18 protein-coding genes and 1 tRNA gene are annotated in these 15,830 nt (G+C 44.0%); 7 read left to right on the forward strand and 12 right to left on the reverse strand.

What is annotated here, in order from left to right; translation table 11 throughout:
- Positions 1 to 4: 4 nt before the first annotated feature.
- Positions 5 to 706, forward strand: a complete 702-nt coding sequence (locus tag ADU37_RS01825; RefSeq protein ID WP_058946014.1) for a phosphoglycolate phosphatase — start codon at positions 5 to 7, stop codon at positions 704 to 706.
- Here ADU37_RS01825 and pyrF read toward each other — a convergent pair.
- Genes pyrF through pyrB form a run of 6 tightly spaced genes read right to left on the reverse strand, consistent with a single transcriptional unit; the run spans position 703 to position 5,695 of the window.
- On the reverse strand, positions 703 to 1,452 hold the full coding sequence (pyrF, locus tag ADU37_RS01830; RefSeq protein ID WP_058946015.1) for an orotidine-5'-phosphate decarboxylase: 750 nt from the start codon (positions 1,450 to 1,452) through the stop codon (positions 703 to 705). The two genes, ADU37_RS01825 and pyrF, sit on opposite strands and share 4 nt — an antisense overlap.
- Complete coding sequence (locus ADU37_RS01835) at positions 1,452 to 2,372, reverse strand: dihydroorotate dehydrogenase (protein ID WP_058946016.1); 921 nt, start codon at positions 2,370 to 2,372, stop codon at positions 1,452 to 1,454. The genes pyrF and ADU37_RS01835 overlap by 1 nt, the downstream gene beginning before the upstream one ends.
- Positions 2,357 to 3,061: a dihydroorotate dehydrogenase gene (locus tag ADU37_RS01840; RefSeq protein WP_058946017.1), complete on the reverse strand. Its 705-nt coding sequence runs from the start codon at positions 3,059 to 3,061 to the stop codon at positions 2,357 to 2,359. Before ADU37_RS01840 ends, ADU37_RS01835 begins: the two co-directional genes overlap by 16 nt.
- Positions 3,058 to 4,317 carry a dihydroorotase gene (locus ADU37_RS01845; RefSeq protein WP_058946018.1) on the reverse strand — a complete coding sequence of 420 codons (1,260 nt, stop codon included), beginning with the start codon at positions 4,315 to 4,317 and terminating at the stop codon, positions 3,058 to 3,060. Before ADU37_RS01845 ends, ADU37_RS01840 begins: the two co-directional genes overlap by 4 nt.
- Before the next feature lie 8 nt (positions 4,318 to 4,325).
- Complete coding sequence (gene pyrI / locus ADU37_RS01850; RefSeq protein WP_058946019.1) at positions 4,326 to 4,778, reverse strand: aspartate carbamoyltransferase regulatory subunit; 453 nt, start codon at positions 4,776 to 4,778, stop codon at positions 4,326 to 4,328.
- Entirely contained in the window at positions 4,775 to 5,695 is a 921-nt protein-coding gene (gene pyrB, locus ADU37_RS01855; RefSeq protein WP_058946020.1) for an aspartate carbamoyltransferase, read from the reverse strand. The genes pyrI and pyrB overlap by 4 nt, the downstream gene beginning before the upstream one ends.
- Before the next feature lie 78 nt (positions 5,696 to 5,773).
- Between pyrB and pyrE the strand changes: the two genes are divergently transcribed.
- Positions 5,774 to 6,346, forward strand: coding sequence for an orotate phosphoribosyltransferase (pyrE, locus tag ADU37_RS01860; RefSeq protein WP_082663002.1), 573 nt, complete (start codon positions 5,774 to 5,776; stop codon positions 6,344 to 6,346).
- Here the strand turns inward: pyrE and ADU37_RS01865 are convergent.
- Positions 6,337 to 6,549, reverse strand: coding sequence for a hypothetical protein (locus tag ADU37_RS01865; protein ID WP_058946021.1), 213 nt, complete (start codon positions 6,547 to 6,549; stop codon positions 6,337 to 6,339). The genes pyrE and ADU37_RS01865 overlap by 10 nt on opposite strands.
- A gap of 139 nt (positions 6,550 to 6,688) precedes the next feature.
- Here ADU37_RS01865 and rlmD point away from each other — a divergent pair, with 139 nt between their 5' ends.
- From rlmD to ADU37_RS01880, 3 genes are all read left to right on the forward strand, one after another.
- Positions 6,689 to 7,948: a 23S rRNA (uracil(1939)-C(5))-methyltransferase RlmD gene (gene rlmD / locus ADU37_RS01870; RefSeq protein WP_058946022.1), complete on the forward strand. Its 1,260-nt coding sequence runs from the start codon at positions 6,689 to 6,691 to the stop codon at positions 7,946 to 7,948.
- A gap of 55 nt (positions 7,949 to 8,003) precedes the next feature.
- Positions 8,004 to 8,429, forward strand: a complete 426-nt coding sequence (gene lrpA, locus ADU37_RS01875) for an HTH-type transcriptional regulator LrpA (protein WP_058946023.1) — start codon at positions 8,004 to 8,006, stop codon at positions 8,427 to 8,429.
- 34 nt (positions 8,430 to 8,463) lie between these two features.
- A tRNA-Gly gene (locus ADU37_RS01880) sits at positions 8,464 to 8,541 on the forward strand.
- Between the two features lie 4 nt (positions 8,542 to 8,545).
- On the opposite strand, the gene ADU37_RS01885 is transcribed toward ADU37_RS01880, so the two are convergent.
- From ADU37_RS01885 to ADU37_RS01900, 4 genes are all read right to left on the reverse strand, one after another.
- On the reverse strand, positions 8,546 to 8,815 hold the full coding sequence (locus ADU37_RS01885) for a hypothetical protein (RefSeq protein WP_058946024.1): 270 nt from the start codon (positions 8,813 to 8,815) through the stop codon (positions 8,546 to 8,548).
- A 101-nt stretch (positions 8,816 to 8,916) separates the two neighbouring features.
- Positions 8,917 to 9,318, reverse strand: a complete 402-nt coding sequence (locus ADU37_RS01890; RefSeq protein WP_394325714.1) for a cation:proton antiporter — start codon at positions 9,316 to 9,318, stop codon at positions 8,917 to 8,919.
- Positions 9,319 to 9,401: 83 nt separating this feature from the next.
- Entirely contained in the window at positions 9,402 to 10,544 is a 1,143-nt protein-coding gene (locus ADU37_RS01895; protein WP_058946026.1) for a cation:proton antiporter, read from the reverse strand.
- A gap of 17 nt (positions 10,545 to 10,561) precedes the next feature.
- The gene (locus ADU37_RS01900; protein ID WP_203226257.1) at positions 10,562 to 11,116 is read right to left on the reverse strand and encodes an HPP family protein; all 555 of its coding nucleotides are present in this window, start codon (positions 11,114 to 11,116) and stop codon (positions 10,562 to 10,564) included.
- Positions 11,117 to 11,301: 185 nt separating this feature from the next.
- Here ADU37_RS01900 and ADU37_RS01905 point away from each other — a divergent pair, with 185 nt between their 5' ends.
- Together ADU37_RS01905 and ADU37_RS01910 are read left to right on the forward strand one after the other, a co-directional pair.
- Positions 11,302 to 12,756: an NAD(P)/FAD-dependent oxidoreductase gene (locus ADU37_RS01905; RefSeq protein ID WP_058946027.1), complete on the forward strand. Its 1,455-nt coding sequence runs from the start codon at positions 11,302 to 11,304 to the stop codon at positions 12,754 to 12,756.
- Positions 12,757 to 12,802: 46 nt separating this feature from the next.
- Positions 12,803 to 13,735 carry a TIGR00269 family protein gene (locus ADU37_RS01910; RefSeq protein WP_058946028.1) on the forward strand — a complete coding sequence of 311 codons (933 nt, stop codon included), beginning with the start codon at positions 12,803 to 12,805 and terminating at the stop codon, positions 13,733 to 13,735.
- A gap of 51 nt (positions 13,736 to 13,786) precedes the next feature.
- On the opposite strand, the gene jtg is transcribed toward ADU37_RS01910, so the two are convergent.
- Positions 13,787 to 15,766: a 4-alpha-glucanotransferase gene (jtg, locus tag ADU37_RS01915; RefSeq protein WP_058946029.1), complete on the reverse strand. Its 1,980-nt coding sequence runs from the start codon at positions 15,764 to 15,766 to the stop codon at positions 13,787 to 13,789.
- Positions 15,767 to 15,830 lie beyond the last annotated feature (64 nt).

Consider the following 15,830-nt stretch of genomic DNA (forward strand, 5'->3'; position numbering starts at 1 on the left):
GGAAATGAAAATTAGGGCGATATCCATAGACATTGACGGCACAATAACGTATCCCGATAGAAGACTTCATGAGAAGGCACTTGAAGCAATTAGAAAAGCGGAAAGCCTTGGAGTCCCTGCGATGCTTGTTACGGGAAACAGTGCATGCTTTGCTTATGCAGCGAGCATTTTAATAGGGACAAGCGGCCCGTTTATTGCCGAGGACGGAGGCGTTATAGGGGATAAGCGTAACAACAGGATTTTTCTTGGAGATATGGGGGATTCCATGATCTTATGGAGCGAGCTCAAAAGACGCTATCCCCAGGCAGAGATGAGCGACACAATGAAATTTGGCGAAAGAAGGGCGGGACTTGTGATAAAAAGAACGGTTCCAGTTGAGGCGGTTAGGGAGATTATAAGGGAACTTGGCCTGAATCTTGTGGCAGTAGACAGCGGATATGCAATACATGTAAAGCAGCCCCACGTGAACAAAGGGGAAGGGATAAGAAAAGCATGCGAGCTCTTGGGCATAAGGCCAGAGGAAGTTGCTCATATTGGAGACGGCGAAAACGATCTTGATGCCTTTAGAGTAGTTGGCTACAGAGTTGCAGTGGCTCAAGCTCCAGAGAGTGTTAAAAAGGAAGCGGATTACGTAACAAGTAAGCCATATGGCGAGGGCGCTGCTGAAGGAATTTTGCACATCTTAAAAAAGTTTGGATATATCTAATCAAAATACTGTCTTGCCAGCAGCTCTCTGAACTCTTCCGCTTTTCTTCTCACATTGTCTGCAAATATGATGGCTCTCGAGACGTTAACAACAACGTCCCTTCCCTTCAATTCCCTAATAATCTCTGGACTTCCCCCTTGTGCTCCGATGCCCGGGATAAGCCATGAAAGGGTTCCACTTTTTTCTGCTATTTCAGCTATGTGCTCTCCCCTTGTTGCACCCACCACTATGCCGATTCTTTCCGGATAGCTTTTTTCAAGTTCCTTTGCAAGCTCGAGGACTTTGTGATACACATGAAGCTCAACATCTCCAATTGACTCGTTGCTCGTCAAGAGCAGAACAAATGCATGTCCCTTCTCCAAAAACGGTATTATGGCATCTCTCCCCATATAAGGGTTAACTGTTACCGAGTCCACTCCAAGTTTGTCAAAATATGCCTTGGCATAGGCTCTCGCAGTGTTCCCGATATCTCCCCTCTTGGCGTCGAGTATTATTGGCAAGCCTGTTTCGTTTTTTATGAGCTCTATTGTTTCTTCAAGCTCTTTATATCCTCTCCAGCCAAGCTTCTCGTAAAACGCGATGTTTATTTTATACCCACACACCAGATCGGCCGTTTCTTTCACGATATGCTCGTTGAACTCCACCATGCTTTTAAATCCCTTTATCCTTTCGACGTCGCTGTCAAGACCAACCACTAAAATTGACGTGTTCTTGTCTCTCGCCTTCCTATATTTCTTAATAAACATCAGAACCCACCTCTATGGGCTATTCCGATTATGTCCTTAAATCTCTCGATCCCTTTTTGCCTTAGAAAGCTCTCAATACCATGCAAAATTTCAAGCGGTGCTTGAGGATCTACCATAATGGCTGTCCCTATTCCGATAAGAGATGCTCCGGCCATTGCATATTCCAAAGCATCCTGCCAGTTCATAACTCCTCCAATACCTATAATGGGGACTTTTAAAGCTTCCGCCACTCTAAAAACTCTTGCAAGAGTAATCGGCTTTATTGCAGGACCGCTCAAGCCACCGGTTTTGAGTTTAAGGAAAGGCAATCCGGTTTCTATGTTTATTCTCATCGCCTCTATTGTGTTCCCAATGCTCAGGGCATCGGCACCTGCATTTATTGCTTTCTTTGCTACCTTCACTATATCCGTAACGTCGGGGGCAAGTTTGGCTATTATTGGCTTATCCGTCGATTCTCTTACTGCCTTTATTGCCTCTTGAGTGAGTTCCTCGTCTTTAGCCCACATCCCCTTTCCTTCCACGTTGGGACACGAGAGGTCGAGCTCAATTGCCCTTATCTCTTTGATTTTATCCATTTCTTCCCCCAAAATTTTCCATTCCTCTATGGTGAATCCCGCAATGCTTCCAATTTTGATCGTCTTAAGGTCTTTGAGCCTTGGAGCAATGGTTCTCACGAACTCTTTGATGCCCGGATTTTGGAGCCCTATGGAGTTTATTATTCCCCCATGGGTATCAACAAGCCTTGGAGGGGCATTTCCCTCTCTCGGCATTATGGTAATGGTTTTTAGGGTTATTGCGCCTATCCTTGAGATGTCTAAATATTGCTGGAGCTCAAAACCAAATCCCGCCGGTCCAGAAGCAAGCACAAGCGGATTTTTAAATGTTAGCCCAAATATTTCGACGCTTAAATCCACTCCCATTGTATCTCCCCCTTTCTAAAGAGCGGCCCGTCCTTGCATACCATTTTAATGCCCTCTTTTGTCTTTATGGCACAGCTTTTGCATGTTCCTATTCCACATCCCATTACAGCCTCAAGGGAAACGTATGAATCATGAGGAAGGTTTTTCAGCATTGGGATTGGGCCACATGCTAAAATCCCTACTTCCTCTGAATAAACATCCACAAGTACGTCTACAACTGTTTTCCCACTTTCTTCTTCTATTACAAGGGTTGACTGCTCCTCCTCAAAGAGCTCTCTTATGTACCCTCCCTTGAACCCATAGAGTTTTTTATAAACAAGCTCGGGATAAAGCTCTGAAAAGAAATTTAAAGGTGCTATCCCGCTTCCTCCTCCAATGAGTATGTACTTTTTTTCTCTGCTAATAGTTTCAATGTACGGTGTTCCATAGGGCCCTCTTATGTAGAACACTTCCCCTATGGGGCTTGAGAATATCTTTCCTGTCAACCTTCCAACACGCTTTATAAATAGGGTGAGGTTTTTGTTTTTGTAGGAATAAATGGAGAACGGCTTTGCAAGAATCGGCTCATCAAGAGCTTTTAGCATCACAAACTGTCCGGCATCCGGGTTTTCCAACTTTTCACTTAGTTTAAATTTAAAGAATCCGTAATCTTTTGCTGTTTTCTTTTCTATAAGTTCTGCCTCAATCAAAGGTCATCCCTCCAGTATACAATCCTGCCCCCTTTAATGGTCATCTCAACTACCCCGGGAAGTTTTCTCCCAAGGAAGGGGGTGTTCTTGCCTTTTGAGAACAAACTCCTTTCTGTGACTCTCCACTCTTTATCTGGATCTAAGATGACCAAATCTGCTCTGTATCCTTCACTTATGTCCCCTCTCAGGGGAAGATTGAAGAGATTTGCCGGGTTGCAGGTGACCTTTTCTAAAAGGATCTCAAAATTGATCTCGTGTTTTTCTGCTATTAAAAACAGAGATGAGAGCAGGGTTTCAATACCGCTTATTCCGAAGGGTGCTTCTTCAATGTCTACGTTCTTTTCCTCAAGAGAATACGGGGCATGGTCAGTGACTATTATGTCTATTGTGCCGTCAAGGAGCCCTCTTATAAGTTCCTCTTGATCTTCTTCTCTTGGTAGGGGTGGATTAACTTTTTTAAACGGAGAACGATCCTTCAGGTCTTCATCCTTAAAAAGGAGGTGATGATGAGTAACTTCGGCAGATACTGGAGCTCCTTTTTTCTTTCCTTCTCTCACTATATCCACGGAGGATTTTGTTGAGAGGTGCTGTATGTGAATATGCGCTCCGGTATACCTTGCCACTTCCACATCCCTTGCAACGGCTATTGATTCAGCTATGTCGGGAATTCCGCTTATGCCATAAAGCCTTGAGAACTTTCCTTCCCTCATGCTACCCCCAGATAATTCCCCTATCTCTGCGTGGTCTAAGATTGGCTTGTTTACTTTTTTTGCGTATCTTGCAGCTTCTAAAAATACCCCGAAGCTTTGAGGGGTTGTCCCATCATCACTGAAGCCTACAACGTGTTCTGCTAATTTCCCAAAATCCGTGATTTCTTTCCCTTCTCTGCCTTTTGTAATTGCTCCGATTGGGAGAACGTCGACGAGTCCTATTTCTCTTGCTTTCTCTTTTACGTATCCTATTACCTCGATATTGTCCATGGCGGGATTAGTGTTTGGCATGAGGGCAACGGTTGTAACGCCTCCATGAACAGCCGCTCTTGACCCGCTTTCTATCGTTTCTCTGTGTTCATACCCGGGCTCTCGAAAATGGGCATGCATATCTATTAGTCCGGGGATGACGAGTTTGTCCTCTGCATCGATGTCTACGGCCCCTCCTGGCTTTTTTCGCTGAACTCTCTTGATTAATCCATCTTTGATTATTATGTACCCCCTCCCCTTGAAACTCTTTGAGAGTATCTCTCCTTTGATTATCATTTTGACCCTCACAACAGATGTTTTAGCACAGTGTCTTCTTCCATTGTCCTTTCACAGTAGTGACACTTTAACTTAAGCGGTTTCCTTGAGACAACCTTAAACTTTGGCGTTACTTCTTCGTAGTGTGTTATACAATTGGGATTTGCGCATTTTATGATCCCGATTATCTCATTTGGTATTTCGACCTTTCTCTTTTCCACGACTTCCCAGTTCTCTATTATGTTCACTGTGGCACTTGGAGCTATGAGGGCTATTTTGTTGACTTCTTCTTCGTTCAGTATTTTCCCTTCAACTTTTATGATGTCTTTTCTTCCAAGTTTTCCGCTTCTTACGTTTACAGCAACAAGTATCGTGCTGTCCTTGGGCAGGTTTAGTATTTCAAGAACTTTCAACCCTCTGCCGGCAGGGATATGGTCTATTACAGTCCCCTTGTTAATTGCTGAGACCTTTAGCTCCTTCATTCTATCACCCCCAGTACAATGCCGAGAAGAGCCATCCTGACTGGAATCCCGCTCCAAACCTGTCTGAAATATGCGGAATACTTGGTATTATCCACCTCATATGCTATTTCATCAACCCTTGGCAGAGGATGCATAACCTTTAGCGTATCTTTGGCCTTCTCAAGAACCTTTAAATCCACTCTATATGACCCCTTGATTTTATTGTACTCTGCAGGATCAGGGAACCTCTCTTTCTGAATTCTTGTTACATAAAGAACATCCACTTTTGGGATCACAGCCTCCAGTTCACTGGTTTCTACGATTTCGACTTTGTTTGATATCTCTTCAACTATGTGCCTTGGCATCTCTAAGCCTTTGGGAGCCACAAAATAAAGCCTGACGTTGTAGTAAGAGAGAGCTTTTGCTAAGCTATGCACGGTTCTTCCATACTTAAGATCTCCAAGAAGGGCGATGTCAAGGCCATCTATTTTTCCAAATTCCTTTTTAATTGTATAAAGATCAAGCAAGGTCTGTGTGGGATGCTGGTTTGCTCCATCCCCTGCGTTTATTACCGGGACTCTTGCAACCTCGGCAGCCAATCTTGCAGCTCCCTCTCGTGGATGCCTTATAACTATTACATCAGCATAATTTTCTACGGTTCTTATCGTATCCATTAGGCTTTCTCCTTTTTTGACACTTGTGCTCGACGCTTCAGCAAACCCTATAACTGCTCCACCGAGTCTGTGCATTGCACTTTCAAAGCTCAATCTTGTTCTTGTCGACGGTTCGAAGAAAAGAGTCGCCAGAACTTTCCCTTTTGCGTATTTGAGTGTCCCTTCTTTTTTAAGTTCTTCTTCGAGCCTTTCTGCAACCCTCAAAACATAGTCTATGTCTTCTTTTCTAAAATCGTCTATACTAATAACGTCTTGGAACCTCATTAAAGCCCGACCGAATTAACTCTGCAAAGATTTATAAATTTTTTGTTAATATACCCAAGTAAAAAAGAGGTGATTTACATGGAAATGCCAATGAAGAAAGACCGGCTTATCGAAATGATCTTCAAAGAAGAAGCAGTCGAGTTCGGTCACTTCATTTTAAGCTCCGGAAAAGAAAGTGACTATTACATAAACATCAAAAAACTGATAACCAATCCAAAAGCCCTAAGGCTTATTGCCTTCCTTATGAAGGCCAAGACAGAGGAGCTGGGCCTTGAATACGACAAAATAGCTGGGCCAGAGTTGGGGGCGGTTCCTATAGCTGTCTCTTTGGCCTTGGAGACAGAAAAGCCCATTTTAATAGTGCGTAAAAAGAAAAAAAGCTATGGAACAGGGAGGCAGATTGAAGGGGTGGTAAAAGCGGGAGACAGGGTTCTTTTAGTTGAGGATGTCACAACGACAGGGAATAGCGTCTTAAGGGCTGCAAAAGTCTTAGAGGGAGAAGGTGCAAAGGTGGTTGCTATTATGGTGGTGGTCGATAGAGAAGAAGGTGCGAAAGAATTACTCTCGAAAGAAGGCTACACGTTAATTCCTCTCGTGACCGTTGGGGAGTTGTTTGAATACAAAGAAAAGCAAGAGAAGGATCAGAAGTAATCTTCGATAGTCTTTGCCTTTACCATTATTGCAGCTTTTTCCTCTCCGAAAGATATTTCAACAAGCCCTTCGGATTCTAAATGCTTTAAAGCATTCAAAAGGTGGGGCATGGGAGTTTCGAGTTCTTCACTCAACTTCTGAAGAGAAGTAGCTTTTTTCTTGGTTGCTAAGAGTTTGTATATGATTTCCCTTCTAGCAACCATCCAAAAACACCATTGGTATTTACTCCTTTATCATTAATAAGGGTTGTCCCGCAGTAAGTTGGCATTGTGACAATATAATGCCAAAGCTTTTCTAAACTTGGGCGGCAGCTTTTTATATGCATCTCAAAAACATTGAAACATGAGGGCAAGGGTAGAAAGATTAAGTGAGGAAGGATTCGGAGAAGCAAAGGTTGGGAAAAAGATCATATTGCTTCCTTTTACTTCCCCGGGTGACGTTGTTGAAATCAAGAGATGGCACAGAGAGAAGAAAAGGTTCGTGGCTCATGATTACGAAATAGTTGAGTTTTCTCCCGACAGAGTAGAGCCAGCTTGCCAGTATTTTGGACGATGTGGGGGATGCTTGCTTCAGCATATCCCTTACAAAGAGCAGGTAAAGTTTAAAGAAGAGAAAATTGCCCGTCTTCTCAATGTTGAAGTGGAAGTACTCCCATCCCCAAAAATCTACGGGCATAGAAACAGAATTGACGTTGCGACAACGACGAGTGGGATAGGATTTAGGAGAAGGGGAACTTGGTGGGATGTTGTTGAGATCGAGGAATGTAAAGTGTTCGGAGAAAATAGCAAAAAAGCATTGGGTGCATTGAGGGAATTTATAGAGGATTTTAAAATTCAGCTTTGGGATTTAAAAAAGAGTGATGGATTTTTAAGATACATTGTGCTCAGAGAGGGAAAATTCACGGATGAGCTGATGGTAAATTTGGTAACCTCTGCTGGCGAACTCCCCGAAGAAGTCAGCCGGTATTTTGACTTTGCGGATTCTCTTTATTGGAGTATCAACGAGACCAAAAGCGATGTATCCTACGGTGAGCCGAGAAAGGCTTGGGGAATGGAATTCATCAGAGAAAAGCTTGATGGCGTAACCTACTTGATTCACCCAAACTCATTCTTCCAAACAAACTCCTATCAGGCGGTTAACTTGCTAAAAAAGGTTGCAGAATTTGTGGAAGGGGAGAAAGTACTTGACCTTTATTCGGGAGTGGGGACCTTTGGGATATATCTTGCTAAGAGGGGATTTAAGGTAGAGGGTGTTGAGATAAACCCCTTTGCGGTTGAGATGGCCAAGAGAAATGCGGAAATAAACAACGTTGAGGCTGAATTTAGAGTTGGCGCTGATAAAGATGTTGAAAGCCTAAACCTTTATGATACGGTTATAGTAGACCCCCCAAGAGCTGGTTTACATCCAAGGCTCATAGGAAAGATTTTAAATGATTTACCAGCTAATCTGGTCTATGTCTCCTGCAATCCAAAAACATTTGCTGAAAATATCGAAAAGCTTAAGGGGAGATACTCCTTAGAAAGCATAATTGGACTTGATATGTTTCCCCATACCCCTCATGTTGAAATCATCGCAAAATTAAGTTTGAAGAATGAACTCTAAAGTTCAAAAAAAGTTAATATACATGTTTTGACAAAATAACCACGGGGTGAGATTTATGTTAGACGAAAGGGATAAGGTCATAATTGATATGCTGACGAAGGATGCGAGGACACCTTTCACGGAAATAGCTAAGGTCTTGGGTGTAAGCGAGACGGCCGTAAGAAAAAGGGTTAAGGCTTTAGAAGAGAAGGGCATAATACAGCAGTATACGATCAAGGTAAACCCCCAAAAACTTGGGTACAACTTAATAAGCATAACCGGAGTTGACACAAAGCCAGAAAAGCTGTTTGAAGTTGCAAATAAACTGAAGGAGTTTGAGTTTGTTAGGGAGCTCTACCTTTCAAGTGGCGATCACATGATAATGGCAGAAATCTGGGCAAAAGATGGCGAGGATTTAGCGGATATTATGTCAAACAAAATAGGAAAAATTGACGGTGTTACAAAGGTTTGCCCCGCTATAATTCTAGAGCGCTTAAAGTAAAGCTTTTAAACCCTTTCCTTATTATTTCTGTTGAGCGGTGGTAGTCTAGCCTGGTCCAGGACACCGGCCTCCCAAGCCGGTGACCCGGGTTCAAATCCCGGCCACCGCACCAAATTCTATTCAACTATCTTAACGGAGTCTATCTCTTCGTCTCCAAACACATAGAAGCGTAGCTCAAGGATTTCTCCATCAGGTTTATGCAGCTCCCATGCCTCATAAAGCCTCTCTTCTGTTTCCTTTCGCTTTAGAAAACTCCCGCCATCTTTATAAAATTTATTAAGGCTTTCATAAATGAAGTTGTTTATCCTCTCCTTATCCCCTATAAGCACCACCAGATCTATCAGCTTACCTTTTGATATTGTCTCTTCAACGAGCACATACACCATAAAATTCACCCAATAACTTTTTGGTCTTACTCTGTTATGTAGTTTCTTCAAATATAAATAATTTTCTCTTCGAATTTTTAAGGGAATTGGTTTATTGGCTTTCACAACTTATATGCCCATTTTAGCAAAGGAGGTGTTGATATAGTTGTTACAAATACCATGAATATTGCTATGGTCAATGCCTCCGGCCCAATAACTCCACTTGAAAGTGCTATAGTCAGCATAGCGAGCTCAACTCCAAGCCTTGGGATCATTCCAATGCCAATTCTCAAAGATGCTTTAAGATCAAAGCCCGCCAAATATGCCCCCAGGATAGAGGCTACTCCAACTCCAGCAACAAAGATGCTTGGCTTTCCCACTCGTTTAAATTCTTGCAGATCACTTTCTATACCCGCAAGGAATAGAAGTATGAGGACTCCAAGGTTTGAAAACTCTCTAATTATCTCGTTGCTCTCTGTAAAAACCCCTATAATCAGTCCCCCAAAGAATCTGACCGAGAACAATTGGTTGCCCAAGTTTTTCAAATATCCATCCGAGGAGCTTTGCGGTAGCCAGCATCAGTGCCAACAGTAGGAGCGTTTCCGTGCTACTCCCTCGAGAAAACCCACTTCAAGAGTGGGGGAGTTATAAATGTCGTTAGGATTACCATCGTAACTGGAATCGAAAATACTCCTTTGTCAAAAACTCCTTCCGTAAGGGCGACGTTAGCCATAATCAGTGCAACCTCCATCCTGGGAATCATCCCAATCCCAACTCTGAGGGCTTCTTTAGGTTTGAATCTGGCTATCAATGCACCCGCTCCACAGCCTACGATCTTTCCTATTATGGCAATTATTGAATACAGAATCGCAAACATTCCCGCATGGAGGAGAACCCCTATGTCAGTTTTTATCCCGATTCCCACAAGGAAAACAGGAACGAAGAGAGAGTAAGAGAGGGTTATCATTCTGTCGCTTATTCTCTTTGCCTCATCTGTTTGTGCTATCAGCACTCCCGCCAAATACGCCCCGGTTATCCCCGCTATTCTGAACTGCTCGGCTATATATGCAAAAATAAGGGTTATGGCAAGGGCAAATGCCGTTAAGGTTTCCGGTAAATCAATTCTTTCTGAAAGTAGCAGAACTTTCTTAACAACTGGCTTTCCAACAAGCCAGCTCATTATAAAGAACACCGCTATTTCCCCAACTAAAATTCCCAAGTCTTCTATGTAAACATGTCCCTTCCTGTGCATGGCAATTAGGGTTGTGAGTACTATAATCCCAAGGACGTCATCAACGACAGCACTGGCTAAAATAGCCGTTCCTTCCTTTGTGCGGAGCCTTTTCATTTCCATCAATATGCTTGCGGTTAACCCAACACTTGTAGCCGTTAAAATCCCACCTAGGAACAGGGCTTCAGTTCTTTCGTAACCAAACCATTCTGATAGGTAGTAACCCATCGCAAAAGGAACAATAACACCGCCGAGGGCGATAAGAAAAGTTGGCACTCCAACGCTCCTGAATTCCTCGACATCGGTTTCAAGGCCGGCAAGGAAGAGGAGCAAAACTACTCCCATCTCGCTTATTAAATGAACCCCTTCAGAATAGCTCACTACGTTTAGAAGAGAGGGACCAATAAGCATTCCCCCAATAAGCTGACCCAAAGCCCCGGGCATTTTGATTTTTGTGGCTAGATATCCGAACAGTTTGGCAACTATCAGGATCACTGCGAGTTCAAGGAACACGTCCATGCTTTCATCCCCTCTGATTAAAGCGCAACAATTCTAATAAGTCGGATTATGTCCTTAACTTCCAGCAAGCCATGAACTTTTTTCTTATCGTCTATGACCGGCAGATGGTGCTTCCCAGTTTCTGTCATAAGCTTAATGGCGTGCCCGAGGTTGTCGTCAACATGAATGGTTACGGGCTTCGTCACCATTATGTCCTCTACCTTGGAGGCTCGAGTTAAAGTGTATTTTTTCAGCAGGCCTAAGCCGACAACTGAATATCTTCTTGGCATTGTAAAAAAGTGCAGAAGGTCTTTCATCGTTATAAATCCAAGGAGTTTTCCTTCTTCGTCAACAACTACTGCAGAAGTTTCTTCACTTGTAAACTTACCAATTAGAACCGTTAGAGGATCCTCAGGATGAACCGTTAGGAATTCTCTGTCCATAACAAGCTTGACCGGAACCTTAGAGATGTACCTTATGTTGTGGCTCAGCTCCTCTTTTCTTTGAAGCATAATATGGCGTTTTTTGCCGATGATTATTGATACCTTTTTATTCTTTGCCTCTCTCGGTTTGCTTGGGAAAGGGTAGTCCACATTTACCCCCCATAATTTTTGTTTGCTCTCCACTTAAAATTTTCTCCTGGCTGTAAAGCAGAATATCCCCCACGTGGTTGCTATATACATATACAACGCAAAAATCCAGATGAAAAAGCTCTTCTTAACCTTGTATCAGGCAAAAGTTTATAAAGTGGTCATACCCAAATATCGGTAAGGGAAATATGAATTCTGATGAAAGGTTTGATGTAGTTATAATAGGCGCAGGCCCAGCAGGCCTTTTTGCGGCTTACGAGCTTGCAGAAAAAAGCGATTTGAAAATTGCAATTTTTGATGAAGGTGGAGACATAGAGCAGAGAACATGCCCAATGGACGAACTTGGCTACTGCATTGAGTGTAAGCCTTGCCATATAATGAGCGGCGTTGGGGGGGCCGGTGGTCTAAGCGATGGGACAATAAATCTAAGACCCGACATTGGAGGAAACTTGACTGACCTTACAAAAGATGAAAACTATTCCTGGCAGCTTGTATGGGAAGTCGACCGGATATTCCTAAGGCATGGTGCCCCTGCGGGAGTTTACAAGGGGAATGAAGACGAAATCAGGGAATGGGAGAGAAGAGCGGCTCAGGCAGGGGTGAAGTTCATACCAATAATTCAACGTCATATAGGTTCAGACCACACAAAAGAAGTCATAAAGAGCATTAAAGACTATCTGGAAGCCAAAGGAGTGAAGTTCATCTTGTGGACAAAAGTCGAGGGATTTAGAAAAGGAGAGGTGGTGGCGAAGAGAGGAAAGGACAAATTCACGGTAAAGTCCAGATACATAATAGTCGCCCCCGGTAGGGGAGGGGCGGAGTGGTTCCATGATGTTGCCCAAAAAATTGGACTAAAAGCCAGACACGGCCCAATAGATGTTGGTGTTAGAGTTGAAGTCCCGGCAATAATAATGGAGCCCATAACAAGGATAAACCACGACCCGAAGTTCCACATATACACAGACACATACGATGATTTTGTGAGGACTTTTTGCACCAATCCAAACGGCTTTGTTGTCGAAGAAAAATATGACGGCTACGTTGGTGTAAACGGCCACTCCATGAGGGACAGAAAGAGCAACAATACAAACTTTGCGTTTCTCACAAGGATAGAACTAACCGAGCCGGTTGAGGATACAACGGCATACGGCAAAAGCATAGCACAGCTTGCCACTACCATCGGGGGAGGAAGGCCCATACTCCAAAGACTCGGGGACTTGAGAAGGGGGAGAAGGAGCACATGGGGCAGAATCAGGAAGAGTGACGTTGAGCCGACGCTGAAACACGTAACCCCCGGAGACATAGCAATGGCGTTGCCCCACAGGGTTGTGACGAACATAATTGAGGGACTTGAGAAGCTCGACAAGGTAATCCCCGGTGTTGCGAGCGACCACACCTTACTCTACGCTCCGGAGATAAAGTACTATGCAATGCAGGTTGAGGTTAATGAGCTCCTTGAAACCAGCATAGAGAACATATTCGCCGCGGGTGATGGGGCCGGGTTGAGCAGGGATATAGTCAACGCCGCTGCCACGGGTCTCCTAGCTGCGAGGGGAATATTGATCAAGGAGGGATTGTACACAGAGAAGGACTTCAAAAAACCGGGCAACTGGAAGAGAGTTGTTGAGAGTTTGGAAGCTTAGAGGCAAAGATTTAAATTTATTCCTCTTTTCTCATTTTGGTGAGAGGATGAGGTGCAGGGTTTGTGGGGGGAGAGCGTTTATAAAACTCCATTATCCAAAAATGTATCTTTGCGCTGATCACTTTGTGGAATATTTTGAAAGGAAAGTTAAGAGGACGATTGAGAAATACAAACTTCTCAAGCCAGATGAGAAAGTTCTCGTGGTCATTAGTGGCGGGAAAGATTCTGCCGTTACGGCCTACGTTCTAAAGAAGCTCGGCTACAATGTGGAATGCCTCCACATAAACCTTGGCATAGGGGAATACTCGGAAAAAAGCGAAAAATATGCAAGGGAGCAGTGTAAGCTTATAGGGGTTCCCCTTCACATAGTTAGGGTAAAGGAACTGCTAGGAGCAGGGATTGGGGAAGTGAGAACTAGAAGGCCAGCCTGCTCTTATTGTGGCCTCACAAAGCGATACATCTTCAACAAGTTTGCCTATGACAACGGCTTTGATGCAATTGCAACCGGCCACAACTTGGACGATGAGGCGAGCTTTATCTTCTCCAACCTCATGAACTGGAACACCGAGTATCTGGCAAAGCAGGGACCTCTTTTGCCGGGGGAGGGGAAGTTTGTAAGAAAGGTTAAGCCCCTCTATGAGCTTACCGAGAGGGAAGTGGTGGCTTATGCCCTTGCAGTCGGATTGGAGTATATAATCGACGAATGTCCCCACGCAAGGGGAGCTACAACACTGGAGTACAAGCAAATTTTAAATGAGCTTGAAGAAAAAAGGCCTGGGACTAAAATAAACTTCGTCAAAGGCTACTTAAGAAAAAAGCATCTATTTGAGGCTGAACTTGGGGAGATAGAGCTCAAGGAATGCAAGATCTGTGGTATGCCTGCTCAAGGAGAAAAATGCTCATTCTGCAGATTCTGGGGCTTGGAAGAACCTGTCAATCTTAGGATGGTTGATACCGATGAAGAGACTTTCGGGCCCTGAGGGGTGATGAGGGCCTTCCTATCTGAGGGGTAGAGTTAAAAAAAGAAAGATTTAGAGCTCCTTAAACCTTACTGTTAACTCTAATTCTTTTTCTACTGGGAAGAGCATGGTATAGCTGACCCCCTGCTGTATGAAGTCCCACCCAGCCTCACTCTGGCTGAGCGTTTTTATCGGGAACTTCCAGATTTTTGCTTTTCTATCGAGTTCTATCCTAACTTTTCCTATGCCGTATGGGTCATTCACTTCAAGTTCTTTTGTCTCAAATTCTTCTGGCTTCTCCATGACGCTGTGTACTGCCAGGTTAATCTCAACTCCGAAGAGGGCTCTATATGGTTTTTCAAGCGAGACTCTGTATTTTGCAATGAAGCCGTCTTCCGTTAGCTCTATTGTCTTCTCCACCCTTGCAGGAGTCTTCTCTTCTGCATAAATCCCTCCTTCACGCCACAGCTTTACTCCGTTTTCTATCATTTCATACCCGTAGGGCTGATTCACAAAGTCGCCGAGCTCGCGGTACTTTACAAGGCGGTAGTTGTCGAGGGTTTCCTCTGGTTTGATGAAGTGGTCTTGTAGAATAGCCCTCAGCTGCCAGTCATAGGCAAGCTCTCGCTTTATCTCCTCTGGAATCTTTTTTCCAAGCTCGTGTATGCTTGCAACACCTTCTTCGCTTTCCTCCTCAGGCGTGGCTGCTTCCGGCACTTCGTGATAGTGTTCCCATCTTCTCGAGAGAACATCGTTGTAGTTCACGGCCTTTCTCTTGGAGCTCAGTTCAAAAATGCTGCCACCATAGTGGGGCTTTATCGTGGCAATAAAGCTATCGTTTTCCAGCATAACCTCTTCCCTTCCGTCAAAATCAACGTCAAGGATTTTGTTTTCTGGCTTCAGGTATCTTTGGGCTTTTATTATGTTCTCCCACACCGTTCTCCTCAAGTGAGGCAGATAAATTCCCCCAAAGACGCCGTGCCAGTATGCGTCATTGCACTGTGCCTTGAGAACGTATTTTCTAGCTTCGGGGTTATCTCTCACGGCTTTGCTTACCATGAGCATTCTTTTGTGCATAAAGTTGCTCTCCGGATACTTAAAGAAGAAGTTCTTCCATATGCCCCCTCTGACAAAGACGCGGTACTTTTCAAACTTCCCCTCTTTTTTCAGTCCTTCTACAAACTCCACGAAAAGTTTTGCCTGCTTTGCTGGCAGAGACCATTCGCTCATCTCAAAGTATGATGCTATTGGAAGGTACACCAGTCCCCTCGGGGTGAATTTGCTTAGGTATTCTGTGTAAGTCATGAGGTTAATCTTTTCGTTGCTTGTAATTGTGTCAAAGAACTCCCTAAGCCAGCCTTTCTCATAGACCCATTCATAAGTGCCCGGCCATACCCCGAACTTTTCGCCGTCGTCGTGGAACACGGCTACCTTTGAGGGGTCATCACTTGCAAGACTCTCTAAATATTCGATGGTCTTCTTGACCGGACGGAAGGGTATCAAATAGCGCAATTTTTCATCTATGGGGAATACCGCTATGACCTCTCCTCCATCTTCCGTATAATACGGCCAGAAGAGTTCTTCTTTGCTCAATCCGGCACTCATGAAGTGATAATCATCGACGACCACGTACTCGATTCCAGCCTCCCTAAGCGACTTTACGAGTTCTGGCTGCCATACCCTCTCCGTAAGCCACACGCCCTTTGCCTCATAGCCGAGCTTTCTTGCGTAATCTTTTAGCATTTCTATCTGAACCAGTCTGTCTTCTTTTGGAATGGCCGCTAACACCGGCTCATAAAATCCCGCCACAACGATCTCGAGCTGACCCTTTTTTATGAGGGATTTAAGAAGATCAAGATAATCTGGTCTGTTTTGCTCGATCCACTCTAAAAGCGGCCCGCTGAAGTGAACGTTTACCTTCATATCTGGAAACTCTTCCAGAATCTCCATAAAGGGCCTGTAAGAGCGGTTATACGCTTCCTCAAACACCCAGCCAAAGTTGCCCAGCGGCTGATGATTGTGAATGCCAAATATGAAGTTTATCCTTTCCATTCCTGCACCCCCGCAAACTTATTATCACTAAGAGTGATAGTGGAAAAGGTATATAAATATTTTA

The organism is Thermococcus sp. 2319x1, from assembly GCF_001484685.1.
Taxonomy (GTDB): domain Archaea; phylum Methanobacteriota_B; class Thermococci; order Thermococcales; family Thermococcaceae; genus Thermococcus_A.